We start from the raw sequence: 26,180 nt of genomic DNA, 5'->3' as shown, positions 1-26,180 counted from the left end.
TCCATTAAAAATGTGAAGGTTATAGCACCGGATATATATTGATTAGCTTAATCATTGTTATGGGCAATCGTTATGCGCAGTATATTGTTAGTCCCCGCGTTATTAGTGTCAGGGTGTGCTCTGATACAACAGTCGACGCCGATTCAACCTGACGCCAACTGGCACGTGGACCAGTTATCGAACGGTATGAAATACCATCTTTATCCAACAGAAGACCAAGAAGTCTCGGTCCGTTTGGTGATGAATATCGGCTCATTCCAAGAAACATCTTCTCAAAAGGGTTACGCTCACTTTGTTGAGCATATGGCGTTTAATGGTAGTGAACATTTTACCGGTAACGACGTTGTCAAACTTTTCGAGCAATCTGGTGGTAGCTTTGGCGCTGATATCAACGCTTTTACCAGTTATCAGCAAACGTCTTACCAGCTTGACCTTGCGAATAATACGAAGCTAGAAGATGCCCTGAAGTGGATGAGAGATATCGGTAACGGACTTGAGTTTGCTCCTGAGCAAGTAGAGAAAGAAAAAGGGGTGATTCTTGGGGAATGGCGACGTGCTAATCCGGATGATAAGTCCTTTTCTATGCATGCTTACCAAGCCTCGATTGAAGGCACTATGTATGGTGAGCATGACCCAATAGGTACTCGCGAAGCGATTCAAAACGCTTCCTCGAGTAAGTTAAAGGCGTTTTACGACAAATGGTACCAGCCACAAAATGCCGAGTTGATTGTGACTGGTAATATCGACGTAGATTCACTGTCCAAGATTATCAAAAGCAAGTTCTCGAACTGGGAAAGTACCTCGGATACGGTAATAGAGAAGCGCCGTGATATTCGAGTGAACAACGAAAACAGAATCTTGCCAAGTAACACGATGGAATCACCCAGTCTTCATTTAGTGATTGAGCGTGGTCTAAGTGGCGGCACGACGATTGAGCAACAACATGACGTGTGGCGTGATGAAGTCGCAACACAACTCATTCAACAGCGTTTGATCCGTGTACTCAGTGATGCCGCTGAACCTTTTCAATACGCTTATGCAGAGCCCTATTACTCTAACTATCAGCGTATGATGTCGGCAGGGATTTCGTTTGCACCAGATCGCCGCGAACAAATGCACCAGACTTTCATTCGTACCTTGGCGTCGTTGAGAGATTATGGTGCGACTCAATCCGAGTTAGATAGCGTTATGTCAAATTGGCAAGGTGAACTTGCAAATATTGATTCAGATTGGAGTCAGCGTAAGCCAAACAGTTACGCAGAAGCACGTGTTTTTCAAATTGGACAAGACAGTGTCAGCCAATCAAAAGAGAATTATGCCCAGAGTTTGGCAGAATTCATCAACAACGAGAATTTAGAGAGCATTAACACACAATTGACGGCTTTGTTATCTCAGCAGCCAAGCTTTTTTATTGGTTTGGGGAAAAGCGAAACGTCAGAACAGTTCAATGGTGTATTTGCCGCTCTAAACAGTGCCTATCTTCAAACTGGCGAAAAACCGTTAGAGATGTATGACAAAGTGGATGGACTCTTAAAGCCTACCCAGGAAGGCAGCATCACGAGCATGCGTCAGGAAGCGGGTGGTTTTCAAGTCTATACGCTATCAAACGGTGTCGAAGTGTGGTTCCAAAAAGATACTAAAGCGGGTGGTCGAGCGTATATTTACTATGCGAGCCAAGGTGGTAAAGCCGCTGTTGATCCGACGTTGTATGCCGCTTATGAAATCGCAGCAACAACGGCAATACGCAGTGGGTTAGGGGCATTTTCTGGTTCAGAGCTAGATAGCTACTTACGCAAAAACAACATTGCGCTTGGCGCGATGCTTGATGCGACCAGTCACGGAGCGCAAATTACGGCGCCAAATACGCACCTAACCGATGCTTTGAATGGACTATACAACCTAGCGACGGAGATTAAAGTCGACGAGCGCCAGATGGCGGCAGCGAAGCAAGAGTTTAAACAGCAGAGCGGCGCTTTTTTTGAATCACCGATGGGAAAACTGATTCAAAAAGCAAACGGCAATTCTTATTTGCCGGGGAGTCGTCATCGTATAGTGTCCAGTGATGATGTTGAACAAGTGACTTCCGAGCAGATACTAGCGGTGCATGAGCAACTTTTCAAAACCAATGATGGCTTTAAGATGGTTATTGTTGCAAACGTAGAGCCGGAAGAAATTACACCACTTTTGCGTAAGTATGTGGCCTCTATCGAAATGAAACCGAGTCGTTCGATTGATTATCACGTTGCGTTTAACCCGGAAGTGCCGGAGCGAACTGTGGTTGCGGATGGGCATGAACCTTCATCGTTGTATGTAATGCGTTTGACTAATACGAGCGATTACCAACGTACGGCAAGAGACACGGTTATCGAAGATATTTTGCAACGTATTAGTAATGCACGTGTTTTGGATATTGTGCGAGAAGAGTCTAGCCTTGATTACAGCCCGAGCATTTACACCATGACACAAGATCGCGAACCCATCTCTGATTGGCTCTTGGAGTCTCAAGTTGAGCCCGAAGACGTGGCACTTTTAGAGAGTAAACTGGGCAAAGTGTTTGATGATTTAGCGTCAAATATTACCCAAAAAGAAGTGGATACGGCCGCGAAACAACTGGCAGTCGCGATGCAAGGATTGGATGATAACCCAGCACAGAGATCATGGGCATATACTCGTTATTTGGTGCATGATTACGGCGTCGATGTGTTACTTGACGTTGAGAAAGTGGCTAAAAGTGTGACGTTAGATGAAGTGAAAGCGCATGCAAAATCAGCTTTTGGTCCACAAGCAAAACGCTCGGTGATGGTTTTAAATCCGGCCGAATAATCACGTAGTTTCTGACGAAAATCGTGGCAATAGTAATAAAAAGACGGCGTGAAAGCCGTCTTTTTTAAGCACTTTAATCAAAGCTTTTATGCTGATTTACGCGAAAGTCGCTTTTCATTGTTGGTGTTGTTTTCTTTTGTGATCGCACTGTCTTGAGCCTTACCCTTTAACGTTACCACTTCCTTTTCAGGTAATTCGGCTGCTTCACCAAAGAATTTGCCACCAGGTTCAATGCTGAGGTTATTGCTCCAGATCCTACCGCTTACGCGTCCCTTGGCAAGCACTTGAATGTGTTCTGCGTGACAGTTTCCGTCCATCATGCCGTTAATGATCAGCTGTTTAGCGTAAATTTCACCGTTTACTCGCCCGCTTTCTGCGACAACGAGAGTGCCTTCCACGTTAATTTGACCATCGACGATGCCATCAATCTGGACATCGTTTTCTACTTTGAGTTCTCCGCTAAGAGAACAGCCTTTGGCGATGAGAGTTGAAGCTGCTGAGCTACTCGTTGTTCCACTGTTTTGATTAAAGATTCCCATCGTATTCTTCGCTCCTTAGTAAAAATGTCTTCGAAATCATTAAGGCTCCAATCGACAAATGGTTTCGGATTCAGTGCTCGCCCAACAAATCGCACCTCGTAATGCAGGTGAGGGCCAGAAGAGAGCCCACTGTTGCCGGAAATTGCAATCAGCTGCCCTTTTTTGACGAACTGACCACTTTTTACTTTGAACGCTTTCAAGTGCGAATAAGAACTCGAAAAACCGAAAGAATGTTGTAGCCTGAGGAAGTTACCAGAGCCTTTATTACTGCGGCGGGTAACTTCCACTACCCCATCGGCAGGGGCATAAATTTTGGTACCGATATTTACGGCAAAATCGAGCCCACGATGCATTTTGGCAACTTTTGTCACCGGATGGATACGCTTACCGAATCCGGAAGATAGCCGTACGTTGCCGACTGGAGAGCCACTTGGTATTTGGTTTAATAACACCATGCGAACGTTTGAGGTTATCGCCGCTGCATCGAGCCTAGCATCCAAGTTATTTGTCGAGGTATGTTCTCCAACCCCAAGCACTTTCTCTAATTCACCCAAACGTTCCGAAACAAGTTGTACCCGTTCTTCCCGTTCTGAAAGGTCATTTTCTAGCTCTGATTTAAGTGTTTTCAGTGTGCTGAGCTCTTCACCCATGGTGCGTGAATGCTCTGTCAATTCAGCTTGTTTTAACGCTGCATTATCAACGCGAGTGTACAAGTGATGAATTAAGATTACGGTCGCGGCCAGAGCAACAACAAAAAAAACGAAAAACGTTTTTATGTTGCGTTGCATCCTTTTACTGAAGTACCAATGTCTTGAGCCATTGATAGTTGATATAGAGATCGTCAACTGGTCTTTCATCGTCTTCTATTGCTCGTATTTGGTATACGTCTCGTCACTGAGTTAGTAGGAATGTAAGGAAAACGAGTAGGGACTGCCAGAGGCAAATTGGAAAGAAGTGTCAGGTCGTGAGGCGTTTTCAGATATTAGATAAAAGACTCAATAAAGATTTAATATTCTGCTGATTTTGGTCGTAATTACTCCAAATCGCTTCATTTAACTGAATATTATGATTTTTAAGGCGGTTATCCGAGAAATTGGATTGTGAATATTGCCAATAGCATCCGCACGCAATTCAACTTACTTCACGGTTTGCCTTATAAATGTTGGATAATTTATCAAACCGACATTCATTACATCGATAACTTGTTTATGATAGCGGTTGATATAAAGCACTATTCATTGGCTTTAAACCTAAGCGTTACATTTCGTTTAGGAACACATAACTATGACAACGGAGTTGGTCGTGAAAAAACTACTATTGGCTACAGCAGTGGTCGCAGCAGCAGGGGGCGCTGGCTACCTGTACCAAAACAATACTACCGCGAGTGATGCAGGCTCACTGTTAACGCAAGTTCCTGCAGATTCACTTATGGTGACGTATCAGACAGAACCTTTTAACCATTATAAATACATGAACGCATTCGGTACGGCGAATCAAGGCTCGATTGCAGAACTTTTTGCCGATGAACCACTGTCTCCACAACAGCAGTTTGCAGTTAACTTATTCGATGGGTACCTAGAGAGTGCTGCGTCGCCAGAAACATTAAAAGCTTATTTGGGCACCGGGGAAAACATTAATCCTGTGTTGTACACAATTGGTATGGTACCGGTGTACAAAGTGGATATTGAAGACCCTGCCGCGTTATGGAAAACACTGGATCATGAAGAGCAGATGAGCGGCGCTAAGCATGAGTTGGTTAAGCTTGGTGACGTCGAGTATCGTCGTTACGAGATGACTGATTCAATTGACCCGCAGGACGGTATTGGCTTGGTTGTAGCCGTGGTTGATAACGTGCTTACGTTAACGATTGATGTTCCGCAACTGGGCGTTCAAAACCCGATTAAAATGGCACTAGGGCTTGAAGCACCAAGTCAAAATATTGCTGACAGTGGACGCCTTGAGGCGTTGCAAGCCAAATACGGTGAAAACAACAACTCTTTTGGTTACTTTGATCATCGCGAAGTGATTAAAGGTTTGACGACGAAAGATGGCAATATGTTTGCTCGTCAAATTAGCACGTTGGATGCAATAGATCCTGAACCAACGATTGAGGAAATGCGTTCACCAGCCTGCCATACTGAGCTTACTCAAGTTGCAGAAAACTGGCCTCAGTCCGTCGCGTTTGCAGAATACAAGATGAAAGGCGATCAGGCGTTCATTAAAGGTTCTTTTGTTGTTGAGTCCAACAATAAAGTGATTCTAGATGCGCTCAAGTCGATTCGTGGTGTATTGGCTGAGTCTAAAAGTGATAAGAGTTTCTTTAGTATGGCGCTTGGTTTAGACATTAATACGCTAGCGCCATCGATTGGTCAGATTTGGGCTGACTTGACTCAGCCTCAATATCAATGCTCTTTATTGACACAAATGCAGCAAGAGATGGGCGGCCAGAATCCAGCAGCCGCTGTAAGCATGGGGTCAGGCATGGTTAATGGCCTTAAAGGGTTAAGCCTGCAAATGTTTGATATCAAAGTAGATACTAATGCTCAGCATGGTGAAGTATTTAGCCAGCTAGATGGTATGTTGTCTCTTTCTGCCAATGATCCAATGATGCTTATTCAAACTGCGCAAATGTTCGTTCCTGAACTTGCTCAATTGCAAATTCAACCGGATAACCAACCTGTTAATGTCAGTGACCTATTAGAAATGCATACTGGCATGAAGGTGGACGTGTTTGCTCGTCTAAACGAAAACCATTTCACCCTTTACAGTGGTGATAGTGCTGCGGAAGCAAGCAAAGAAGTGATGGCGCAATCACTTTCTCCAAATGGCTTGTTCAGCTTTGATTTTGATTCAGAACGTATTTTGGAAGTGTTAGAGAGTGCGTCGTCAATCACTGGGGAGCCGGTTCCGGATGATGTTGTCAAAAGCTTACAAGGCGAGCTTGTTGGTGGTATGACGATGGACGTGACAGACCAAGGTATTGGTTTTGAGTTTGATTACCGTGGTGCAACTAAACCTGTAACGGTTGCACAACAGTAACACATTGAGTAGAAAAAGGCGGCATATGCCGCCTTTTGTTATTATGTACCGCATTAAAAAGCGAGTGGGAAGAGCGACGCTTACTCATCTATTTGAGGATGAGAGTATTGCTGATATTCAGGTAACTCTTTTCTTAAGTTACTAAATGTCGCCCATGCACTTTCTTTTGAAAGTTTGTTGATCAGCCAGTTTGGCAATAGACCTCCGGGGTCAGCAAACGCCTTGTATTCCACGAGTGTTGTATCGTTTGTGAGTTTTTGTAACTCCCAAGTCGCATCAACCGAGCGAATTCGAACATAACCATTTTGTTCAGCAATATATGAGTCAGGTGCGCTTTTGATTTCTATCGTGAATCCCAGCTCATCGACCCAGTACTTTGAGTAGGTGACCATATCCCGATTTTTGGCAGGCCATGGTGCTTTAAACTGGGTGTAAACGATGTTCTCGGTGGCCGATATTTGATTTAAAACCCGGCTATGACTGGCATTGTCAATCCAGTTCGGGATATTGTCACTGTCTTCCAGTAGCGTTAAAAATGCACCATAGCTGGTGGGTGTGAACATCCGGGCACGGATCTCAACTAAACCGTCACTATGTTCTCGGGAGTAAATTGTGATTCCATTCTTGTCACTCTCGAACTGCCAGTTCTCGTTGGCGCTCGCATCAGTACCAGCGGATATCAATGTGGCGAGTGTTAAGGCGCCCATTCTTAAATGCAACATCATGTTAGTATCCGCCAACTTTTCCTAAATTTAAGTTTATACGATTTGTCGTAACTATAAGGACAATAGTATGTTTTTGTTATTGTTCTGAAGGTTGCTCTGCACTGAAGCCACGTTGAATGTTGGTGAAGGTAAGCGATGCAAATATTACGATAACGATCGCTAGATGCCATGCTTGACTCAATCCAAGCTGTACCAGAGTTAAGCTGACCAATGAGGAGACGACCATTTGTCCACCACCAGACATTGCCGCTGCGGCACCTGCTTGCTTTTTATAAGGTTGCATTACCATCGCTTGTGCACAAGGTAGGGCAATACCATTACCCAAGATCATTAATAGCTGTCCTAGCATCAGAAATAGAGGCTCAACAGGACAGAAAAATAGCCATATTGCGGCAGCGAGGTGAAGAAATGGGGTGCAGAGCAGCATTTTCTTATTGCCAATAATTGGCCTTACTCGGTTACAAATCGTGGTACCACATAACATACCCAAAGCGGGAATGAGTGCCCACATTGCGTATTGAGCGGAGGTCATGCCAATTTGATCTTGCATGATAAATGGCATCACAGAGACTGTCGTAATCATTAAGCTGAAGTTTAACCAACTGATACTGGCGAAACTCATAAAGTAACGAGACGTAAGTAAGCTCTTGTATTGGAGCAACATTTTTCGGGGTGATGGAATGACAGAACGTTTTGTGATGGTTTCTGTGAACTTAAAGGCGATGATTACCCAGGCTAGCGAGACATAGCCCAATAGAGAAATAAACACCATACTCCAACCGAAGTGGAAGTTGATAAAGCCGCCAATTACAGGTGCAATAAGTGGCGTGATTGAAGCCGCCATGGCGATGTAAGACATTGCCACTGGGAGTTCATCCCCGCTAAATCTATCTCGAGTCGACGCCCTCGCGAGTACCGCGCAGCATCCTGTACCTAACCCTTGTAAAAAGCGCCCCATCACCATCCCTGTAAATGTGTCACTGAAGAAAATAATCATCAGCAGACCAGACATCGCGATGAGTAAACCGGTAAGTAATACTCTTTTTCGTCCTAAAGCATCTGACACTGGCCCGTAGATAAATTGAGAGGGGCCAAAGCCGAGCAAATAAATACTCACAAGTAGTTGAGCTTGGTCGAGGGAGATGGAAAAGTCTTTTGCTATCCATGGCAAAGAGGGCATGACTAGCCCCATGCTCAACTGGCCAACGCTAATAATAAGACAGGCGAGTAGTATAGTATGAAAGTTGATTGGGCGACTCATGACTGGTCTCCATTCAAACAACCTTTTTGGCGTCGTGATCTTAAGCCGCCTTCGTCATCCACTTCATTTAGCTTTGCTTTGACCCGCTTCACAGTCGATAGACTGACTTCGCATTGCTCTGCTACGTTTTGCAATGTGTAGCCTTCTAGCAGTAACGTTGCGATCTGTTGGTGTTTGGTTTTGTTTGCGGGGCGGCCGCGAAACTTCTGTTTCCATAATTCTGGCTGCTCTTTAATGGCCTGTCGCCCTTGCTCTGCGGCAAACAGGCGATGTTCAGTCTGCACTTTCCCATATCCAGATAACACTGTGAGTAGTGTTTGAGTTTGAACAGAACCTGGCTCAAAAGTTATTGATTCACATACGGTTTTCAATGTTACCCCTTTATCGAGTAGCATTTTTATCGTGTTCAATGTTTGACTAAAGTCGCGACCAAATGCGGTCAGCCACCAGAGCACAATCGTATCCCCAGCTCTGACGGAATCGAGCAGTTGTAAGAATGCCTCTCTCTCGGTTGGAGGCATGCAACCACGAACCTTATCCTCAAAATGCTGAGCTTCGGGCGCAAAAGCTTTTAGAGTATTAAGGTGCTCTTGGTAAGCTCGATTTTTTGGCGAATAACGAGTGTAAAGATACGTGGTCATAAGGATTATGAGCCTTTTTTTGTTTGGTTCATATAGTGTAATAGCTCATAAATATACATGGGTTCATTAATGCTTACAACACTAAATGAGCCGTTTGGGAGTCAGAGGCAAATAAAAAAGCCAACCGAATGGCTGGCTATAGCTATTTAAGCTTTTGTTGTCTGGCGCTCGATTAACTTCACTGGCACCATCATTTTTACTAGGCTGCCGTTTTTCGTATTAATTTGATCAACAATGATCTTCACGCACTCGCGAGCGAGGCGACGGAAATCCTGGCGGAACGTGGTTAATTGATAGCTTAACCATTCTGTCTGAGGAATATTATCAAAACCAATGACTTGTAAGTCCTGAGGAATCCTCAACCCGCATTCTATACGGGCGATATCCATGACCGCCATCGCAAGGTTATCGGTTGCACAGAACACTGCTTCAGGCCGATTTTTGTCTGCCAGTATGGCACGGACTTTATCAAGTGAGCTCGCGTAGTCATAGCTGGCTTCAATGATGCGTGGCGTCTTGCCGGTTAGGTCTTCAAATTCAGAGCAGAAGCCGCTTTGGCGTTCGTCATTCGTAAAGGTTGGCACTTCTCCCGTCAAATAAACCGCGTTCTTCACGCCACTTTTGTGCAGAAGTTGCGCGGCTTGTTGGCCTGCTTCGTAGTTGTCACTGATAACGTAGCTACTCCTAGTACCTTCAACAACTCGTGCGTATTGAACAATTGGGATATTAAACTCTTCACATTCTTCATAAAGGGACTTATTGAAGGTTGCGGAAGCAGCAATGACACCATCGACGCGATACTGGAAGATATTTGGGATTGAGTGGCCCTCTTCTTCATCCACTTGCCATGGAATCAATACGGCAGAATAACCTTTTTTCTGTAACTCACTGGAAATTAACTGCAGTGTTTTCATATGGATAGGGTAATCCGCATCAGGAAACACCAAACCTATCAATTTCGATTCGTTTGTGGTCAGGCTACGTGCAAAGGCGTTAGGGCGGTAGTTAAGGGCTTTAGCCGCTTCAAAGACTTTTTGCTTGGTCTTTTCGGATACTGAGCTACCCGGAACAAACACGCGCGATACAGTAGATTGAGAGACGCCTGCCATCTTTGCCACATCTTTTGATGTGACTACGTGTTTAATTGATTTCATGAATAAAACTTAGTTGCCAGTAATTGAGGTCATAAGACTAGCATAAATAGGTACGTATTCATAAATGTTCTGACGGGGTATCCTAAGTAGAATAATGGCTTTGGAGTGTTAAAAAGCAAAATGTGGGTTAACCCATTCGATTTGCTTTGAGCTAGCACTAGATCTAGAGCGTAGATACTGTCCGTTTGTTGGACGTACAGTATCTACGTAAAGAACATTAATTTGCTTGTTTTACTGCAACTTTACGTTTCGGGGAGAGGAGTGAATACCCCATGTATCCGATGCAAGCGGTAGCGACAAGAATAGAGCAGCCACGCATAAAGTTAATCAGCATAGGAGCGTTGTCGGTAAACGCGTTGATCCCCCAAAGCATCACGATCGAGAATACAAACATCACTAGTAAGCCATAACATGGAGCATCGATTTTACCGGGAACGACATACCAACCATCTTCCTTGATTGGTTTATTTAGACGAGCATATTCCGCTTGCTGGCCTTTCACTGTGTAAAGATGCATTTCATCTTGTTTACCCGTCAGGAGAAGGCTAGCAATGTAAGCGACAACGGCATTCACAAGGACGCCAATCACGCAATACCAAGGCCACGCAATATCGGTCGCAACGGCTACATACCAGATCACCAAGAAGCTAGCAGCAACGCCAATTAACAAGCCTTTTTCCGTAATGTGTTTTGAGTAGAAACCAAGGACGAACATACAGAAGCTCGCACCGACAAAGTAAGAGCCTGCCTTACTCAGCACTTCCAGTACCGAGCCTGTGCTGGTGGCAAACATGATCGCTGGAATGATGACCAAAATCGCCCACGCCACCGTGAAGAAACGCGATACCTTTAAGTAATGCTCTTCCGACTCGTTTTGCTTGTAGAAGCGTTTGTAAAAGTCAGCCACAGAAACGGTCGCCATTGAGTTAAATGCGGAATCGAGACTCGACATACTTGCCGCCAGAATCGCAGCGGCAATGATGCCCATCAAGCCTGGCATTCCATATTCACTCGCATAATGAAGAATGATGGTGTTGCCGTTTTCGAACTCTTTACCGTCGTAATAAGCGTTGAACAGGACGCCAAGCAAGATAAAGACAAAGTAAATAAAGAAGGCCACGTAGCCCATCATCAGCATTGCCTTTTTCGCATCGCCCATGTTTTTCGCGGCCATACATCGTTGTACCATCATCTGGTTACCGCCATACACGGTGGTGTGGAACATCGTCATTGCGATAACACCAGCCCATACCGTCGTTACTTGGCTTAGGTCAAAACTTGTCTGTAGGGCATCGGTCATTCCTTTCGCTTTGAGTTCTGCCATGACCTCCGTCATTGGAGCAGGCATGCCATTCCAAACGGCTTCAATGATGATGAATGCGCCAATAAATAAGATTACTGCTTGAATCACATCGGTCCAAATGACAGCCGCGATACCGCCCATTACGGTGTAGATAAGGGCAATTGCAGTGACGATCATGATGCAGTACATCACGTCGATACCAGTAATGAACTCTAAAATCATTGCTGTCGCATAGAGTACGGCTGCCGAGCTCAATGCTTGTTTGATAAGGAAGATAAACGACAAAGTCAGTCGTGAAGCCTTACCGAAGCGTCGTTCTTGATACTCGTAGATAGAGGTTAAACCGTTGTTGTAGAAAAACGGCATAAACACAGCCACGATGAAGAAGATCACCAGCGGATAATTGAGGTGAATCGCGATAACCGACAGGCCTTCTTTGTAAGACCAAGCTGGCCCGCCAAGGAACGACATGGCACTCACGTAAGTACAAACGACAGAAATACCGATCGCCCACCAAGGGATGCTCTTATCACCCAAAGCGAATTGGCTAGCTGAAGTTACTCGCTTACCAATCACCGCACCCAATACTAGCGTTAGGGCTATGTATCCACCAAGGATGCTCCAGTTAAGTGCGCCAAACTCATGCATAATTAGGTCCTTCTAACTGTTCTTTCATTTGTGCAAACACGTCATAGCCAAGTTGCAGCAGGATATGAACGATGTCGATCGCCACCCAGTTTTCCTTCAGTAAATCGCCTTCGCGTCGCCAAATGTCCATAACGCGAAGTTCGATGTGTTTTCCGGTTGGGGCAAGACCGAGCCAGCCACTGTGACCAGTGTGAGTACCATGCATATGTGGCCAACCACCTGTGGATACGTAGTCATTTTTGGCCAAAAAATTGACCTCAATATCGACACTTCGGTCAGGGAAGGCAAACACAAATGGCGCTTGATGGTGGTTACGGAAACCTTTGATACCGCGCGTAGTACCAATACCAGCAGGGCCGTACCACATGAAGTCATTGTGCCAGTAGTTTTCAAGATCCATCGAGAAAAGATCTTTGCCATCAAAACGACCCAAGCAAGACAGCATATCTTCAACCAGCTGGGCGCTCTTTTCACTTTCTTCCAAAGACACAACAGAATGTTGGATACCATTAGAAGTCGCAGGAGAAGGGATCAAGCCATCGTGACCTAAGCTTTTACGAAGAGGGTTGCAGCCTGCTTGATTCATCGCGTCGATGAAGTCTGGGATCATGTAAGATTCGGTGATTTGGTCGTTCTCCACACACACCATTTCGGTGTAACGCAAGTAGAGTGTTTTCCCTGTTGCTGGGATGCCAAACAGTGGTTGTTCAAATGTACCGATAAAATAGCCGGTAGAGTTGTACCAAGTGCGACCTTCGTATTCGCCGTGCATCACAATTATTGGTCGGCGCTCGGCGTCAGGCAAAGCATTAACAAGTGGTGAGAGGAAAGATTCGTGGGTTGCATCTGGGCCATTAAGATCGTTCACAGGGTGCGCCACGCACCATTTTACGTCAGGGTTCAAAGTTTGCAGAGCGGCCTGTTTTTGCTCGATGTCTGCGGCTTTGAAGTAGTTCTGGTAGAACTGTTCGATGATGTTGAGTGACATGTTGCTTCCTTACTGTCTGTGATTTTAATAAATAGTGTTTAGTCAGCCGTTAGCCTTGCTGAAGCAGGATTTGCTTCCAGATTGCGGTCTCGTCAAACAAAGTGAATTCGCGACGAAGACCCCAAGGGCCAAACTCAGCGTGGCTGATCCCCATGATGTAAACCTCTTTTCCTGAAGGTTTACCAAACATCCCATATCCCTCATGCTTACCGTGCAAAGACCATCGAATTGCAGCGCGTGGTGACATCATGTCGTCATCTCGGCCAATACGATGGTGAACGGTAAATTGAGCATTTGGGAAAGACGCACGAAGTGCCATCCAAAAATGATCGACTTCCGAGTGTGATAGGGCAGTTTGACCGCCAGTGTATTCGCCGATGCAAGCGCGGTCGTACTCTTTCGGTACTATAGAGAACTCGGCATTCATAAGGCTTCTGAGAATTGCTTCGTAGCGCTGACCATATTCGTTGTCGTTGCCTACGCCCAAATAAGGTCCAGGAATGTCGACTTCAGGAGTGAACGGAAATGGGCTTGATTCCACGCCACCTTCAAATTCGATTTGTTGGCGTGCAAACTCTTCTGACGTCATGCCCAGTTGTTTCGCGATATCGGCTTGATCGCGAACCAACCATTCGTCATTGATTTGGTTATTGATAGCATGGCAATCTGCGATAATACGGAAACGAAGCTTGCGGTTCGAAGCTTGCCCATAGAAGCCGTTGCCACTGTGTGTTGCAGTAGAGATGATTCGATGAGAAGAAAGCATGCCTTGTTCCGGGGTGCCTGACCAAATGACGTCTTCGCCATATAGCGTGCGATCGGGAAACTCGGCCAGTGTCGCCATTGTTGCACTGATCACCCCTTCGTTTCCTTGAACGATAGAGAGTGGAGTACGCACAACAATGTCGGGAGAGTAGTAGTGTTCTAAGGTGTTTAAACCTCGGTCTTCCCAAATCTCTTTTGTGATACCAAGAATGTAGTCGGGAAAATCACGCCACTTTTCATCGAAGCCAACCATGGCCATAAATCACCTCCGTAATTGAATAATTATGTTTTGATTACGTATTCAAAATATATCATGTTGCCATTTTGTCAACGGATTGTTTTTCGATTGTTTAAATAGCGTGCTGATGATCAGATTTTTAACAATTGAGCGGAAAATAAACTAAAAAAGTACAGGAGAGATGGAAGCTATCTCTTATCGAGACGTGTTAATAAGAAAGGAGGTCAAAGTTTTTTGTATGAATTTCCTAATATCTTATTGTTTTTTAATCGCTTAATTTATTTTGATCTGTTTGAATGGAAACAAATGATTAAGCCAAAACTGATAATCATGCAGATCAAGGCACCCAAATAGACTTTATCGCTAATATTCAGCTATTTTGGTGTCAATTATCCTTATATCTTTCAAATTTTCCTTTTGCATACGAATGCTTAAAGGCTTTTTTATTAAATCGGAAGTAGATAACGAATAAGCCACTAGAAAGGTATTTATCTAGTGGCTATAACAGTCATAAGCGCTCTATGAGTGCAACGATCAGGATAAAAGCGCAGGTAACGATAGCGAGATGGCAGGGATGAAGGTAATCAACATCAAGGCCACTATCATTGCACCAATCCAACCCATGATGGCTTTAGAGAGCGACTCTATCGGTACTTTGCCTACCTGACTTGCCATAAACAGGTTGGCACCCAGAGGAGGCGTAACAAAGCCAATGGCTAAGTTCACGATCATCACGATACCAAAATGAACGGGGTCCATGCCGAGTGCTGACGTTATGGGTAACAGAATTGGTGTGAGAATAACAATGGCCGCCAGCGTTTCCATGAAGGTACCGACAAGCAACAACAGAACATTGATGCAAAGCAGTATCAGCAGTTTGTTTTCGGTAATCGATAGAATGAACTGAGCGATCTCGGTCGGTAGACGTTCTAGGGTCAATATGCGGCCAAACGTCACGGACGCACCCACAATAACGAGCACTGCGCCAACTAACAGTGACGACTCTAGAATGATTTTCACCACTTGCGCTGGTTTGAGCTCTTTATAAACAAACATGCCAAAGAATAAGCCATAGAGCACACCAATGGCGGCTGATTCGGTAGGTGTGAAGATACCGGAATAGATACCGCCGAGAATGATTACGGGTAGTAGCATTGCCCAACTGGCTTCTTTTAGTGCATCAAGACGCTCTGACCAAGTGGCTTTGCGTTCGTTACCTGTGTAGCCCCGCATTTTTGAGACAATTAGACAATAGCCGATCAAAACCATACCGACGACCAAGCCAGGAATGATACCTGCCATGAACATCTTAGTGACCGAGACTTCAGCTGTGATCGCGTAGACGATCATCACCACAGAGGGTGGAATAATGACCCCAATTCCGCCGGAAGAGGCTATCAAGGCACCGGCAAAGCTGCGGTCGTAGCCTTTCTTCACCATAGATGGAATCATCGTCAGGCCGATAGCGGCAACAGTGGCAGACCCCGTACCAGAGATGGAAGCGAAGAACATGCACGCCACAATGGCGACGATGCCAAGCCCACCAGTAAAGTGGCCAAAGAAGACCTCCGCCACGTGTAATAATCGTTTTGAGATCCCTCCTTGGCTCATAAGGTTACCTGCCAAGGTAAATAGAACGACGGCGAGGAGAGGGAAAGAGTCGAGCCCTGTTACCATTCCTTGGACTAAAAACTCGATGTTAAGAAACGGCAGACTGAGTATCGCGACCATACTGGCTGCCGCCAGAGCAATACCGACTGGAACGCCAATGAGCAGAAGCAGACCAAAGCTGCCAAACAAAAGTGCAGACGTCATGCGTTAAACTCCAATAGTCGGTTAGAAGTACGGTACTTTGCTTTGATATGGCGATAGCGTTGGCGAGAAAAGCGAACTCGTTCATTGCTGGTGGAGCACGCGTTCACACGTTGATAAATGCTTGTCACTAGGCGCGCGCAGCTTAATAGTGCGCAAACTAAAACAGAGGTATACAAACACGCAATAGGAATTTCCATTGCGGGTGCAATCTGACCGAGTTGCAGGCTGCGGTTTATAACCTTAAATCCAAACCAGGCGACAGTGGCACTAAAGGCAAGGTAGATAAGATCAGAGACAATCAAACTGAATTGCGTCCAATTGCCCGGAAGTTTATCTATGAACACACGAATGCGGATGTGTCGATCATCTCGGATACAGTAGCTGATGCTCAGGTACATCGCCCATACGAATAAATAACGAGCCAGCTCTTCAGCCCACGCGATCGTTGCGTCAAATAAGCGTAGTGCGATTTGCAAGCACAGTAAAGTTGTCATCGTCGAGATCGCGATAACGATAAGGGTAGGTTCTAGGTATTTGTCTAGTAAGCGAAACCACTTCATGTTCACCTCCAAAACGAGAAAGCACGACCTGTTGCCAGATCGTGCAAAAGAGTGGGAGTTATAGGCGTTCTATCTCGGCAATCACGTTGTCAAACAAGTCTTCACCTGTCTTGCTACGCAGGTCTTGGTACACGGCTGCATTCATTTTTTCTTTCATGATGCTGCGTACCTCGTCTGGGACGATGTTAACCGTCATGCCTTTTGCTTCGAGCTCTTTGATTACTTCTTGGTTTTTCTTAGCGGCGAGCTCACGCTGTTTTGCGATGGTTTCTTTGCTTACTTCACTGATCAGCGCTTGTTGTGCGGCCGGCAGTGAATCCCAAAACGATTTGTTCATGAACAACACGTAGTTGGTGTATATATGGTTAGTTAAAGAGAGGTACTTTTGTGCCTCGTAAAAACGTTCGGCATAAATAGAGTAGATAGCACTTTCTTGAGCGTTAATCAGGCCTTGTTGTAACGAGGTGAAAATTTCTCCCCAAGACAGAGGTGTTGGCGCAGTACCAATAGATTTCCACGCGCTTATTTGAGTGGGGTTAGATGCCGAGCGAATCTTTAGCCCTTTCAGGTCCTCAATACTATCAATTGGCTGTTTGTTGTTGGTCACGCAACGAAAGCCGACCTCCATAAAGCCAAGTCCATGAAAGCCTTTTGATTCCATAGCATTCAACAATGGTTGTCCGATCTTCTCACTGTCGAGCGCTTTGTGTGCTTGCTCTTCGCTATCAAAAAGGTAGAACACGTCGAGCACGTTAAACTCTGGGACGTAGGGAGAGAGTAAAACTGACGCACCAAACGTCATTTGTAAGTTGCCTTGCTGTACGAGTTCAGTCGTCTCACGCACATCGCCTAGTTGTCTCGCCGGATAGATTTCAACTTCTATCTCACCGTTTGAGCGAGCTTCCACTTCTTGTTCGAAATAGAGCATTGCTTTGTGTACGGGAGAGGTTTCTTGACTGTCATGAGCAAGACGTATAACACTGGTTGCAAACGTATTCATACTGCTAAATGCAAGCCCCAGTGCGGTAAGTGAAGTCAGGATTACTTTCTTCATCGTTCTTCCTTGTTTCTGGTATGACCTGCCATTGGCATTCGTCGGCAAGTCACACAACTTTTTATGTTTTTATAAATTAGTTGAGCAATTCATATCCATTTTGCATACGAATCCAAAATAAAACATTAAAGTAACAAGTCAATAACAAGATTGATGAATTGATGAGGAATTAAATAACGATTGGTGAAAATTTAATCGTGATCACAGAAAATGCCTTACTCGAAAGCAAGGCATTTTGTTTATGAAGAATGAATAAAAATGGATTTATTAAATGGTGCTACTACGTTCGATCAAGGTGCCTTGCTCGAAAAGGTATTCGCCAGTTGCATCCAAGTTGCCGTTGATTCGATTCATCAAATCTTCAACCGCTCGTTTAACAATTTTGTCGACTGGTTGAGCAATGGTGGTCAAATCATAGCTCGGCCATGCAGACATCGGAATGTTATCTACACCCATCACAGAGAAGTCTTGGGGGATCTTTGCTCCGGCTTGTCGCAAGCCATCCATCACACCCATGGCGAGGATGTCGTTTGCACAAAAAATTGCATCGGGTTTGCTAGTGTGCGACAAGATCGCTTTCGCCGCTTCTAAGCCTGCTTCAAAGCTGTACTTGGCTTGGATAAAGGTTGGTGACGGGGAGCCGAGTTCTTGCAATTTTGAAGAGAAACCCAGCCAACGCTCTTCACTGGTCATGGAGCCAGCATCGCCACTGATATAAGCACACTGTTTTGCGCCTTTCTGCGTTAAATACTCGGCTGCTTGTTGGCCCGCCAATCGGTTATCAATACCAGAGCTATTGGCATTAATACCCTCGGCGTAGCGGTTAATCAAGCTTAAATGAACGCCAAACTTTTCGCATTGGGCAAACGCGCGTGAGGTTAAACGGCTGGTGGCGATAACGAGTCCGTCCACTTGGTATTCAATGGCGCGTGAAATGGCGAGATCGAGGTCGTCCTTGTCGATAGGGCAAAGCACAACTTGTCCGCCTCGCTTTTGAATTTCGACAGCCAAAGCACGAGATTGCATGTCGTACATTGGGTTTGATTCGCTATCTAACGCAATCGCCACTAAGCCTGAACGATTCGAAATCAGACCTCGGGCGATGGCATTCGGTGTGTATCCGAGCTTAGCTGCGGCATCCATCACCATTTTGCGTTTCTTCTCGCTAATACTCGCAGTCGGGCTGAATGCTCTAGATACCGTCGATTGAGAGACGCCGAGCATCTTCGCGACGTCGATCGAAGTTACTTTCGCTTTAATGGTGATACTCCTTATTTAAGGCCATTGAACCTTCTCATACGTGCTGAGTGTATGGGCTAGGGGATTTCTGTGTCTAGAGCATTACATTGATAAGGCGTAAATATCAGAGAAAACTCAAGAATTCATCACATTTCTCTCTTGTTTGAAGCCATCAATGATCATTTTGTGTTCAGACCCAACACAAAAGAAGCTAACGCCGAGTTCACGCCATTCCCGAGCTTGTTGAGCCGTCGCGACAAACATGCCAACAGGTTTATTGGCGGCTCTGGCCGCTTCGATTACTCGCATACTTGCTTGTGCGACTTTCTCATCATGAACGCTATCAGCACCATAAGCGACAGTGAGATCAACTTGGCCAATGAAGAGCGCATCAATTCCTTCAACATTGGCAATCGCTTCAACATTTTCAACCCCTTGAGGGTCTTCAATTTGTGCAATGACAATCGTATTCGCACGGCTGTCTTTTAAGTGTTCAACCATGGGCTTAGTGGCGTATTGCGCTGCTCGACTGGAACCAGCATACCCTCGGCCACCTTCTCCGTAATGGCAGATTTTCGCCAGTTGCGTCGCTTGCTCAGCAGTACAAACATGGGGAATTTGTACACCCGCCGCGCCACAGTCAAGCGCGTTCAAAATGGTTGAAGGAGCGCTGTCTTGTACTCGTACCACGCACGCGAGGTCATTCGCTCTGGCCGCCATGATGCACAGATCAAGCGAGGAACGATCGAAAGGTGCGTGCTCTGCATCCAGTACCACAAAAGGCAACTCTGCTAGTGCCAATACCTCGATAATGTGAGGATGAGGGGTTTTAACAAATGTACCTAATAGCGTTTCTTTAGTCAGACGTTGCTTAAAATTGCTCATAATTCTCTCCTTTGCAAAGGTATGCAAAAACTAACATGTAGAAATATAAATGATGAGTAAAAATGATGTGATCTAAAACTCATTTTTGATTAAAAATTAAACTCAATCAAGGTGCTTATTACTTGATTTTATTTGTTTAAATTAATCAATACAAAGGCTTAAGGATTATTTTTGTGGTTTGTTGACTTAACTTGTCAAATGTTAATTAAGTGTTTAATCTGATTTTGCATTCGTATCCAAACGCATAAAAATAACCGTTCGTCAGCCTCAATGTTCAAGGAGAAACCCAATGGCACGCATTTTAAAAAACGGAATCACTGAAGAAGCATCAGCATCAAACGACGCAAAAGTGCGTCAGATTGTTGAAAACATTCTTGCTGATATTGAATCGAAAGGTGATAGCGCTGTACGTGAGTTGTCTGAAAAGTTTGATAACTGGTCGCCGGAGCAATTCCGCCTGTCAGAAGAGCAAATCCAAGCCTGTGTGGATGCGCTTGATGAATCGACTCGTCATGATATCGAGTTCGCTCAGCAACAAGTTCGAAACTTTGCTCAAATTCAACGTGACTCAATGAAAGACGTCGAAGTAGAAACCATGCCTGGTGTGGTACTGGGGCATAAAAATATTCCAGTCAACAGCGTGGGTTGTTACATCCCTGGCGGTAAATACCCATTGGTTGCATCCGCTCACATGAGTGTACTGACGGCGAAAGTCGCGGGCGTAAAACGTGTTATTGCTTGTGCACCACCGTTTAATGGCCAGCCGAATGTGGCGATTGTCGCTGCGATGGCAATGGCGGGTGCGGATGAAATCTATTGCTTCGGTGGTGTTCAGGCGGTAGGTGCAATGGCTCTGGGGACGGAGACTATTGCACCGGTCGATATGATTGTAGGGCCGGGTAACGCATTTGTGGCAGAGGCAAAACGTCAGTTGTTTGGTCGCGTCGGTATCGATTTGTTTGCAGGGCCAACGGAAACCTTGGTCATTGCTGATGAGAAAGGCTGTGACCCGGAATTGGCTGCGGCAGACTTGCTTGGTCAGGCTGAGCATGGTTACAACTCTCCCGCTGTATTGTTGACCAATAGCGAAACATTTGCGCAAGAAACCATCAAAGAGATCGAACGTCAGTTAACCATTCTCCCAACGGCTGAAGTTGCGGGTAAAGCGTGGGCAGATTACGGACAAGTTATTGTGTGTGATAGCTACGAAGAAATGGTGGAAGTGGCAGACGATATCGCTTCTGAACACGTGCAAGTGATGACGGAAGATCCTAAATACTTCCTAGATAACATGACCAACTACGGTGCCTTGTTCCTAGGTCGTGAAACCAACGTTTCTTACGGCGATAAATGTATTGGTACCAACCATACACTGCCAACGAAGAAAGCGGCGCGATACACCGGTGGTCTTTGGGTAGGTAAATTTATCAAGACCTGTACTTACCAGCGTGTAACGGAAGCTGCGTCGCTAAAAGTCGGTGAGTACTGCTCTCGCTTGTGTGCACTCGAAGGTTTTGCTGGCCACAAAGAGCAAGCGGATATTCGTGTGCGCCGTTACAAAGGCAAAGTGGAAGAGGCGTAATATGTCGAAACTTGCCTTAGTCACAGGCGGCAGTGGCGGACTGGGTGCCGCCATTTGTCGCAAGCTAGCTGAATCGGGATATCGCGTAATTCTGACTTACAACAGTAATCAGAAAGCGGCCGAGGATGTGCTTTCCTCGCTGCCACGTAACGAGCATCTAGCATTCAAATTGAACGTGGCAGATTCTAGTGCGATTGAACAGCTTAAACATCAAGTCAGTGAAATAAGCGACAAGCTGGATTTGTTGGTCAACTGTGCGGGGATGACGAAATTCGTCGCGCACTCTGATTTGCAAAGTTTAGATGACCAGCTGTTTGACCAAATTTTCCAAGTGAACGTCCGTGCGCCTTTTGCCATGGTTCGAGCGTTTGAGCCTTGGCTTAAGCAAGCCAATGGTTGTGTGGTGAACATTACTTCTATCGCGGCACAGACTGCGATGGGGAGCAACATTGCTTACTGTGCAAGTAAATCTGCCGCGGAGAACATGACCCGTTCTTTAGCTCGCGCTCTGTCTCCCGAGGTTCGAGTTCTGGCTGTTGCTCCAGGGCTTGTCGACACTGAGTTTGTCAAAGGCTTGGATGACGCATGGCGTAATCAACAAGAACAATCCACACCGCTTAAGCGTTTAGCCAATGATGAAGAAGTCGCTCAAGCCGTGTACGCCGCGGCAGAAGTTTTGACCTTCTCGACAGGCAATACCATCGCGGTTGATGGTGGGCGACCTTTAGGTCTGTAACTAACAATTCAAAGGCTAGGTCCAAACAAGGACAACAAGGATTTACAATGACTCTACAATCTAAAATGAATAATAATCTGGTCCGCTACATGGAACTGATTCCGGGTACGAGTGCGTTTATTGATGCGCGCACGCCAGGCAGTGATCTGAAAGATAACTTCTGCATTATCGGTGCTGGGGTGGCAGAAAGCAGTCGTCAGCATGTTCATATTCGCGATACGGCGGGCTTTAACATTGGTGCCGCAGGCCAACCGCCGGGCATCAAAAATTCGTTGCACTCTCATCGTACCGCCGAGCTTTTCTTGGTGTTCAAAGGTCAGTTCCGTTTTTATTGGGGGAACGATGGAGAGCATGAGGCGGTGTTGTCTCACGGTGACGTCATCTCGATTCCAACCAATCTCTTCCGTGGATTTGAAGTGGTTGGCCGCGATTACGGCTTTATGTTCTCGGTACTTGGCGGCGACGATTCAGGTGGCGGCGTTATTTGGCATCCAAACGTTATTAAAGACAGTCAAGGTTATGGTTTATACCTCAAAGCCGATGGCACACTCGTGGACACCATTAATGGCGACCCGGTGCCACAAGAATCAGAATTGATGCCGCTGCTTACCGAAGAAGAGCTCGCGACCTTTGATACCTACACCGCAGAAGAGATGATGCCATTTGTCGCTCTGCAAAAAGATTATCGTGAAATCAAAGGCGATTTCGGCGGAAGCAACGTGAAACAATACGCCTTAACGGGTCATCCTTTGGCGAGTTATGACTTCCAAGTAAAGAGTGAAGATGAAGTGAGCATCATGGCTTATGAGCTTTCTGAAGGTGGCTCGATTCCTCAACACTGCCGAGAAGAAAAACAAGTGCTTATCAACTTTGATGGCGATACTGAAGTGGTCCTCACGCATCAAGGCGAACAAGCGAGTGTTGTTTTAACGCGCGGTGATGTGCTGAATGTTCCAGAAGGTGCGTCTTATTCACTGACGAACTTGCGGGGTAATAGTTTGACGTATTGCATTCTTGGCTCTGATCAACCAAAGCCGCTTGCAGGAGAATAAAATGACGCAACCCACCTCGTTAGTTTGGCTACCCGGACTACTTTGTGATGGCACATTGTTTGAGGATATCAACCGAGCGTTGCCAAATTGGGTTGAGCCTTCATGCCCGACGCTGGCTTCATTGCCGTCAATGGAACAGCTGGCGCAGAGAGTGTTGCAAGACGCACCGCAGGAGTTTGTCTTGGGTGGCTTATCAATGGGTGGGATTCTTGCCTTTGAGGTGTACCGTCAAGCGCCAAACAGAGTCAAAGGCTTGATCCTCATGGATACCAATGCAGCAGATGAAAAGCCAGAGGTGACACAAAAGCGTGATGCACTGGTTAGCCGTGCGTTAAGTGGTGAGTTTGAACGCATTACGGCTGACACTCTGATGCCTGTGCTGATTCATCCAAGCCGTTTGCAAGACAAAGCGTTAACTGAGCGTATCGAAGGCATGGCGGTTAATGTAGGTTTGGAGGCATTTGAAGCACATGCTAAAGCGTTAGCAACTCGCCCGGATGCTCGACCTTTATTGGCGGACATTCAAGCTCCTACGTTGGTGATAACAGGTAAAGAAGATAAGCTTTGTCCGCTAGACAATCATCTGCTCATGGAGAGATGCATCCCAAACGTCACACTTCATGTTATCCCTGAGTGTGGGCATCTATCTACGCTTGAGCAGCCTTTAATTATTAGTGAAGTGATGGCTACTTGGCTTCAAGATAACTTTGCTTAGTGTTGATAAGAACTTCATCACTCACCACCTTAAGGTTACTTGGGTATAGGTGGTGAGCGATGAGTATTATCAGAAGTAGTAGCGAATACCTGCCGCGAATTGATCATCACGGTTTTCGAATTTGCTGCCATCGTACTGATCTTTACCTAGGTCGAACTGGTATTCAGTCCAAACTAGGAATTTGTTCTTCTGGAAGTGGTATTCAAGACCAGGGATCAGCAAGTTACGCTCGTAACCTTGTGTCTCGTCACCACTATCCTCCATGTAGTTGTAGTTCAACGTTGGGCGCAAGCCGTTGTCGAAGTGGTAGTAAGTGTAGATTTCGCCACCTAGGGTATCGAACATTACGTCCGTACCGCCTTGGCTCACTGCTTCCCAGTTTTCGCCAACGTGGAAAGTCGCACCTGCGTAGAAGCCACCGTTGCTGTAGTTTGCGCCCAATAGCATGATGCGCATGTTGTCGCCGTTTTCTACGCCAACCACGCTTGTGTCTAGATCCGCAACTTCATTTTGATGGTAAGCCGCACCCAGTGTTACGCCATCAACCGGTTTGTAAGTGATAGACGCACCCATGCCGTTTTTCAGTGAGGCTGTCGCATTGCTTGCTAGAGCAACATCTTCACGCGTGGTTTGGTAAGTAAAGCCGTAGCTCACTTTTTCATTGATTGAATTACGGTACGTAATTGAGTTTTCTGCACGACCCGCGCCGGATGCGATACCCCAGTCAGCTAGGTTGTAAACACCTGAGCCACGAGTACCGAATACACGACCTAAATCGGTGTACCATGCTACGTCGTAGAAGGTAGACCACTGCTTAGTACCCGCAGCAATCTTGCCGTATTTTTCGTGATCAACACCTGCGTATAGCAAGCGGTCGTAAATGTTGTCACCGTTCGCGCCAGAGTTGTAGCCCCATTCCGCGTGACCGAAACCAGTCCAGCCGTTATCTAGGCCCATTTGGCCTTTCAAACCGAAACGTGAGCTGCCGCTGTTCCATTCACCGTTGTCATCACCGCCACGGTCTTGGTAGCGAAGATCGAAACGGCCATCGATGGTTAGGCTGTCGCCAGCGTCATTAACAAAAGTGTGTGCAGCAAAGGCTGAGCTAGAAGTAAGCGCTGCTAGAATCACTGCAGAAAGGGTCGACTTTTTCATCATCAATCTCATTATTCAGGGCGCAGAAAGCCACCGTGCGTTCATGCCCGTTTTGAATAAGGGTTCTATCTTGAGGTTGTGCCCCATCCTTGAGGCACGAGTTGGGAGCATGTCGCCTGAACCGAGAGGGTATTCAGGCAACATAAAGGCGGGTTGACAATCCGCCCCTAGGACTTCTTATAGAGAAGGGTTTAGGATCTGTTGAGTACGTTCGAACACGTCTAGACCTTGCTGTTTTAGCCAGTAAGGAAGGTCGATCAGTACCCAGTTCTCAGATAGCTTGTCGCCGTCACGGTAGTAAACATCAACCACTTGCATGTCTGCACGTACTTCACCACCTGTCATACCTAGGAAACCACCGATTGGTGTGTTAGATAGGTTTGGCCAGCCGAAGAAACAAGAGAAGTTACCTTCTGCGAAACGACATACGTGGCCATTAAACTTCTTGTCTTTCAGGTTGTTACGGAACGGCAATTGGTGCTGCTGTTGGTAACGAGGGATTGTGTAAGACGCACCGATACCACATGGACCGTACCAGATCATGTCTTTAGACCAGCTCTTTTCAAGAACTTCTGGTGGGCAACCCATTGCGCCGCTGTCGTTTAGTGCAGATAGGTCATCAACCATCTTGTTCACTAGTGCTAGTGTTGCTACGCCTTCTTCTGGTGCTGCGTCTTCGAACAGTAGGCCGTCGTGGTTACGAGGACCAGGGTATACGAAGTGCTTACCTGTTGATGGTGGTAGTGGGTAACAACCCGCTTGGTCCATTGCACCTAGAAGGTCTAGGAATAGGCCAGTCTTAGTGATCTTGCCGTTTTCAACACAGTTAAATTCTGCGTAACGGATGTTCATGATTTTGCCAGTTGGGCGCATGCCTAGGTATTCAGCGTCGAATAGACCCATGAAGTGACCCATGCTCATTACCCAGATTTCACCTGATGTTACTTCGTTCTCACCACCGATGAAGATGTCTTGACGACGCTGCATGCGAGTCATTGATTTCATCAAAGGAGCCCAGAAAACGTCAGCCGCTGCTTGAGCGCCTTGTTGCTCACGGAATGGGTAAACACCACGCCATAGGTAATCTTCTGAAGTGTGTGCTTTTAGTACTTCTGCCACGTTCTCGTGAGTTGCGTTTTCCATTGCGCTGAAGTATTCACGTACAACGCGTTTCGCTTCTTGATATTTAGACATAATAAACTCTCTTATTTGCTGTCGAGTCGGCTTTGGGAACAGGACTCGAAATTAAGTTTTTTCATCCGG

General features: G+C 46.0%; 22 protein-coding genes. 6 read left to right on the top strand and 16 right to left on the bottom strand.

From position 1 onward, the window contains the following. Positions 1–72 precede the first annotated feature (72 nt). Positions 73–2,823, top strand: a complete 2,751-nt coding sequence (locus R7Q38_RS04630; RefSeq protein WP_239938798.1) for a M16 family metallopeptidase — start codon at positions 73–75, stop codon at positions 2,821–2,823. Positions 2,824–2,909: 86 nt separating this feature from the next. On the opposite strand, the gene R7Q38_RS04625 is transcribed toward R7Q38_RS04630, so the two are convergent. Together R7Q38_RS04625 and R7Q38_RS04620 are read right to left on the bottom strand one after the other, a co-directional pair. Then, positions 2,910–3,362 carry a polymer-forming cytoskeletal protein gene (locus R7Q38_RS04625; RefSeq protein ID WP_080276973.1) on the bottom strand — a complete coding sequence of 151 codons (453 nt, stop codon included), beginning with the start codon at positions 3,360–3,362 and terminating at the stop codon, positions 2,910–2,912. Continuing rightward, positions 3,266–4,219 carry a M23 family metallopeptidase gene (locus R7Q38_RS04620; protein ID WP_005374721.1) on the bottom strand — a complete coding sequence of 318 codons (954 nt, stop codon included), beginning with the start codon at positions 4,217–4,219 and terminating at the stop codon, positions 3,266–3,268. Before R7Q38_RS04620 ends, R7Q38_RS04625 begins: the two co-directional genes overlap by 97 nt. A gap of 427 nt (positions 4,220–4,646) precedes the next feature. Between R7Q38_RS04620 and R7Q38_RS04615 the strand changes: the two genes are divergently transcribed. Then, complete coding sequence (locus R7Q38_RS04615; RefSeq protein WP_239938797.1) at positions 4,647–6,401, top strand: hypothetical protein; 1,755 nt, start codon at positions 4,647–4,649, stop codon at positions 6,399–6,401. A gap of 80 nt (positions 6,402–6,481) precedes the next feature. Here R7Q38_RS04615 and R7Q38_RS04610 read toward each other — a convergent pair whose 3' ends face one another. The 12 genes from R7Q38_RS04610 to R7Q38_RS04555 form a co-directional block, all read right to left on the bottom strand. Further along, the gene (locus R7Q38_RS04610; RefSeq protein WP_170889931.1) at positions 6,482–7,126 is read right to left on the bottom strand and encodes an START domain-containing protein; all 645 of its coding nucleotides are present in this window, start codon (positions 7,124–7,126) and stop codon (positions 6,482–6,484) included. A gap of 76 nt (positions 7,127–7,202) precedes the next feature. Beyond that, complete coding sequence (locus R7Q38_RS04605; protein ID WP_064376320.1) at positions 7,203–8,387, bottom strand: multidrug effflux MFS transporter; 1,185 nt, start codon at positions 8,385–8,387, stop codon at positions 7,203–7,205. Then, positions 8,384–9,028: a recombinase family protein gene (locus R7Q38_RS04600; RefSeq protein WP_239938795.1), complete on the bottom strand. Its 645-nt coding sequence runs from the start codon at positions 9,026–9,028 to the stop codon at positions 8,384–8,386. Before R7Q38_RS04600 ends, R7Q38_RS04605 begins: the two co-directional genes overlap by 4 nt. Before the next feature lie 146 nt (positions 9,029–9,174). Further along, positions 9,175–10,182, bottom strand: coding sequence for a LacI family DNA-binding transcriptional regulator (locus R7Q38_RS04595; protein ID WP_017820101.1), 1,008 nt, complete (start codon positions 10,180–10,182; stop codon positions 9,175–9,177). Positions 10,183–10,399: 217 nt separating this feature from the next. Then, positions 10,400–12,133, bottom strand: coding sequence for a sodium:solute symporter family transporter (locus tag R7Q38_RS04590; protein ID WP_005374733.1), 1,734 nt, complete (start codon positions 12,131–12,133; stop codon positions 10,400–10,402). Beyond that, the gene (locus tag R7Q38_RS04585) at positions 12,126–13,121 is read right to left on the bottom strand and encodes an ester cyclase (protein ID WP_318114127.1); all 996 of its coding nucleotides are present in this window, start codon (positions 13,119–13,121) and stop codon (positions 12,126–12,128) included. Before R7Q38_RS04585 ends, R7Q38_RS04590 begins: the two co-directional genes overlap by 8 nt. A gap of 49 nt (positions 13,122–13,170) precedes the next feature. Beyond that, complete coding sequence (locus R7Q38_RS04580) at positions 13,171–14,145, bottom strand: ester cyclase (RefSeq protein ID WP_017820104.1); 975 nt, start codon at positions 14,143–14,145, stop codon at positions 13,171–13,173. Positions 14,146–14,658: 513 nt separating this feature from the next. Next, complete coding sequence (locus R7Q38_RS04575) at positions 14,659–15,939, bottom strand: TRAP transporter large permease (RefSeq protein ID WP_033906641.1); 1,281 nt, start codon at positions 15,937–15,939, stop codon at positions 14,659–14,661. After that, positions 15,936–16,499: a TRAP transporter small permease gene (locus R7Q38_RS04570; RefSeq protein ID WP_005374742.1), complete on the bottom strand. Its 564-nt coding sequence runs from the start codon at positions 16,497–16,499 to the stop codon at positions 15,936–15,938. The genes R7Q38_RS04575 and R7Q38_RS04570 overlap by 4 nt, the downstream gene beginning before the upstream one ends. Before the next feature lie 58 nt (positions 16,500–16,557). Beyond that, positions 16,558–17,553, bottom strand: a complete 996-nt coding sequence (locus R7Q38_RS04565; RefSeq protein ID WP_318114125.1) for a TRAP transporter substrate-binding protein — start codon at positions 17,551–17,553, stop codon at positions 16,558–16,560. A 267-nt stretch (positions 17,554–17,820) separates the two neighbouring features. Then, positions 17,821–18,777: a LacI family DNA-binding transcriptional regulator gene (locus tag R7Q38_RS04560; RefSeq protein WP_025768661.1), complete on the bottom strand. Its 957-nt coding sequence runs from the start codon at positions 18,775–18,777 to the stop codon at positions 17,821–17,823. 150 nt (positions 18,778–18,927) lie between these two features. Then, positions 18,928–19,677 carry an HpcH/HpaI aldolase family protein gene (locus tag R7Q38_RS04555; RefSeq protein ID WP_005374748.1) on the bottom strand — a complete coding sequence of 250 codons (750 nt, stop codon included), beginning with the start codon at positions 19,675–19,677 and terminating at the stop codon, positions 18,928–18,930. Between the two features lie 289 nt (positions 19,678–19,966). On the opposite strand from R7Q38_RS04555, the gene hisD reads away from it, so the two are divergent. From hisD to R7Q38_RS04535, 4 genes are read left to right on the top strand one after another with little or no spacing between them, the layout of a single operon-like run. Next, entirely contained in the window at positions 19,967–21,259 is a 1,293-nt protein-coding gene (gene hisD, locus R7Q38_RS04550; protein WP_005374756.1) for a histidinol dehydrogenase, read from the top strand. 1 nt (position 21,260) lies between these two features. After that, the gene (locus R7Q38_RS04545) at positions 21,261–21,995 is read left to right on the top strand and encodes an SDR family NAD(P)-dependent oxidoreductase (protein WP_047102420.1); all 735 of its coding nucleotides are present in this window, start codon (positions 21,261–21,263) and stop codon (positions 21,993–21,995) included. Between the two features lie 47 nt (positions 21,996–22,042). Further along, positions 22,043–23,047: a cupin gene (locus R7Q38_RS04540; RefSeq protein WP_005374765.1), complete on the top strand. Its 1,005-nt coding sequence runs from the start codon at positions 22,043–22,045 to the stop codon at positions 23,045–23,047. Position 23,048: 1 nt separating this feature from the next. Continuing rightward, positions 23,049–23,762 (top strand): alpha/beta fold hydrolase, encoded by a 714-nt coding sequence (locus R7Q38_RS04535; protein ID WP_239938791.1) that lies wholly within the window; start codon positions 23,049–23,051, stop codon positions 23,760–23,762. Positions 23,763–23,831: 69 nt separating this feature from the next. Here R7Q38_RS04535 and R7Q38_RS04530 read toward each other — a convergent pair whose 3' ends face one another. Continuing rightward, the gene (locus R7Q38_RS04530) at positions 23,832–24,917 is read right to left on the bottom strand and encodes a porin (protein WP_239938789.1); all 1,086 of its coding nucleotides are present in this window, start codon (positions 24,915–24,917) and stop codon (positions 23,832–23,834) included. Between the two features lie 177 nt (positions 24,918–25,094). After that, positions 25,095–26,111: a nuclear transport factor 2 family protein gene (locus R7Q38_RS04525; RefSeq protein ID WP_005374772.1), complete on the bottom strand. Its 1,017-nt coding sequence runs from the start codon at positions 26,109–26,111 to the stop codon at positions 25,095–25,097. Positions 26,112–26,180 lie beyond the last annotated feature (69 nt).

This window comes from Vibrio sp. Vb0598, assembly GCF_033338935.1.
Taxonomy (GTDB): domain Bacteria; phylum Pseudomonadota; class Gammaproteobacteria; order Enterobacterales; family Vibrionaceae; genus Vibrio; species Vibrio alginolyticus.
This window is presented reverse-complemented; position numbering and strand designations above follow the sequence as displayed.

What these genes read in the sequence shown, in the direction of transcription:
- R7Q38_RS04630 (WP_239938798.1), top strand. Translation starts at nt 73, where the DNA reads ATGCGCAGTATATTGTTAGTCCCCGCGTTATTAGTGTCAGGGTGTGCT.
- R7Q38_RS04625 (WP_080276973.1), bottom strand. Translation starts at nt 3,362, where the DNA reads ATGGGAATCTTTAATCAAAACAGTGGAACAACGAGTAGCTCAGCAGCT.
- R7Q38_RS04620 (WP_005374721.1), bottom strand. Translation starts at nt 4,219, where the DNA reads ATGAAAGACCAGTTGACGATCTCTATATCAACTATCAATGGCTCAAGA.
- R7Q38_RS04615 (WP_239938797.1), top strand. Translation starts at nt 4,647, where the DNA reads ATGACAACGGAGTTGGTCGTGAAAAAACTACTATTGGCTACAGCAGTG.
- R7Q38_RS04610 (WP_170889931.1), bottom strand. Translation starts at nt 7,126, where the DNA reads ATGATGTTGCATTTAAGAATGGGCGCCTTAACACTCGCCACATTGATA.
- R7Q38_RS04605 (WP_064376320.1), bottom strand. Translation starts at nt 8,387, where the DNA reads ATGAGTCGCCCAATCAACTTTCATACTATACTACTCGCCTGTCTTATT.
- R7Q38_RS04600 (WP_239938795.1), bottom strand. Translation starts at nt 9,028, where the DNA reads ATGACCACGTATCTTTACACTCGTTATTCGCCAAAAAATCGAGCTTAC.
- R7Q38_RS04595 (WP_017820101.1), bottom strand. Translation starts at nt 10,182, where the DNA reads ATGAAATCAATTAAACACGTAGTCACATCAAAAGATGTGGCAAAGATG.
- R7Q38_RS04590 (WP_005374733.1), bottom strand. Translation starts at nt 12,133, where the DNA reads ATGCATGAGTTTGGCGCACTTAACTGGAGCATCCTTGGTGGATACATA.
- R7Q38_RS04585 (WP_318114127.1), bottom strand. Translation starts at nt 13,121, where the DNA reads ATGTCACTCAACATCATCGAACAGTTCTACCAGAACTACTTCAAAGCC.
- R7Q38_RS04580 (WP_017820104.1), bottom strand. Translation starts at nt 14,145, where the DNA reads ATGGCCATGGTTGGCTTCGATGAAAAGTGGCGTGATTTTCCCGACTAC.
- R7Q38_RS04575 (WP_033906641.1), bottom strand. Translation starts at nt 15,939, where the DNA reads ATGACGTCTGCACTTTTGTTTGGCAGCTTTGGTCTGCTTCTGCTCATT.
- R7Q38_RS04570 (WP_005374742.1), bottom strand. Translation starts at nt 16,499, where the DNA reads ATGAAGTGGTTTCGCTTACTAGACAAATACCTAGAACCTACCCTTATC.
- R7Q38_RS04565 (WP_318114125.1), bottom strand. Translation starts at nt 17,553, where the DNA reads ATGAAGAAAGTAATCCTGACTTCACTTACCGCACTGGGGCTTGCATTT.
- R7Q38_RS04560 (WP_025768661.1), bottom strand. Translation starts at nt 18,777, where the DNA reads ATGCTCGGCGTCTCTCAATCGACGGTATCTAGAGCATTCAGCCCGACT.
- R7Q38_RS04555 (WP_005374748.1), bottom strand. Translation starts at nt 19,677, where the DNA reads ATGAGCAATTTTAAGCAACGTCTGACTAAAGAAACGCTATTAGGTACA.
- hisD (WP_005374756.1), top strand. Translation starts at nt 19,967, where the DNA reads ATGGCACGCATTTTAAAAAACGGAATCACTGAAGAAGCATCAGCATCA.
- R7Q38_RS04545 (WP_047102420.1), top strand. Translation starts at nt 21,261, where the DNA reads ATGTCGAAACTTGCCTTAGTCACAGGCGGCAGTGGCGGACTGGGTGCC.
- R7Q38_RS04540 (WP_005374765.1), top strand. Translation starts at nt 22,043, where the DNA reads ATGACTCTACAATCTAAAATGAATAATAATCTGGTCCGCTACATGGAA.
- R7Q38_RS04535 (WP_239938791.1), top strand. Translation starts at nt 23,049, where the DNA reads ATGACGCAACCCACCTCGTTAGTTTGGCTACCCGGACTACTTTGTGAT.
- R7Q38_RS04530 (WP_239938789.1), bottom strand. Translation starts at nt 24,917, where the DNA reads ATGAAAAAGTCGACCCTTTCTGCAGTGATTCTAGCAGCGCTTACTTCT.
- R7Q38_RS04525 (WP_005374772.1), bottom strand. Translation starts at nt 26,111, where the DNA reads ATGTCTAAATATCAAGAAGCGAAACGCGTTGTACGTGAATACTTCAGC.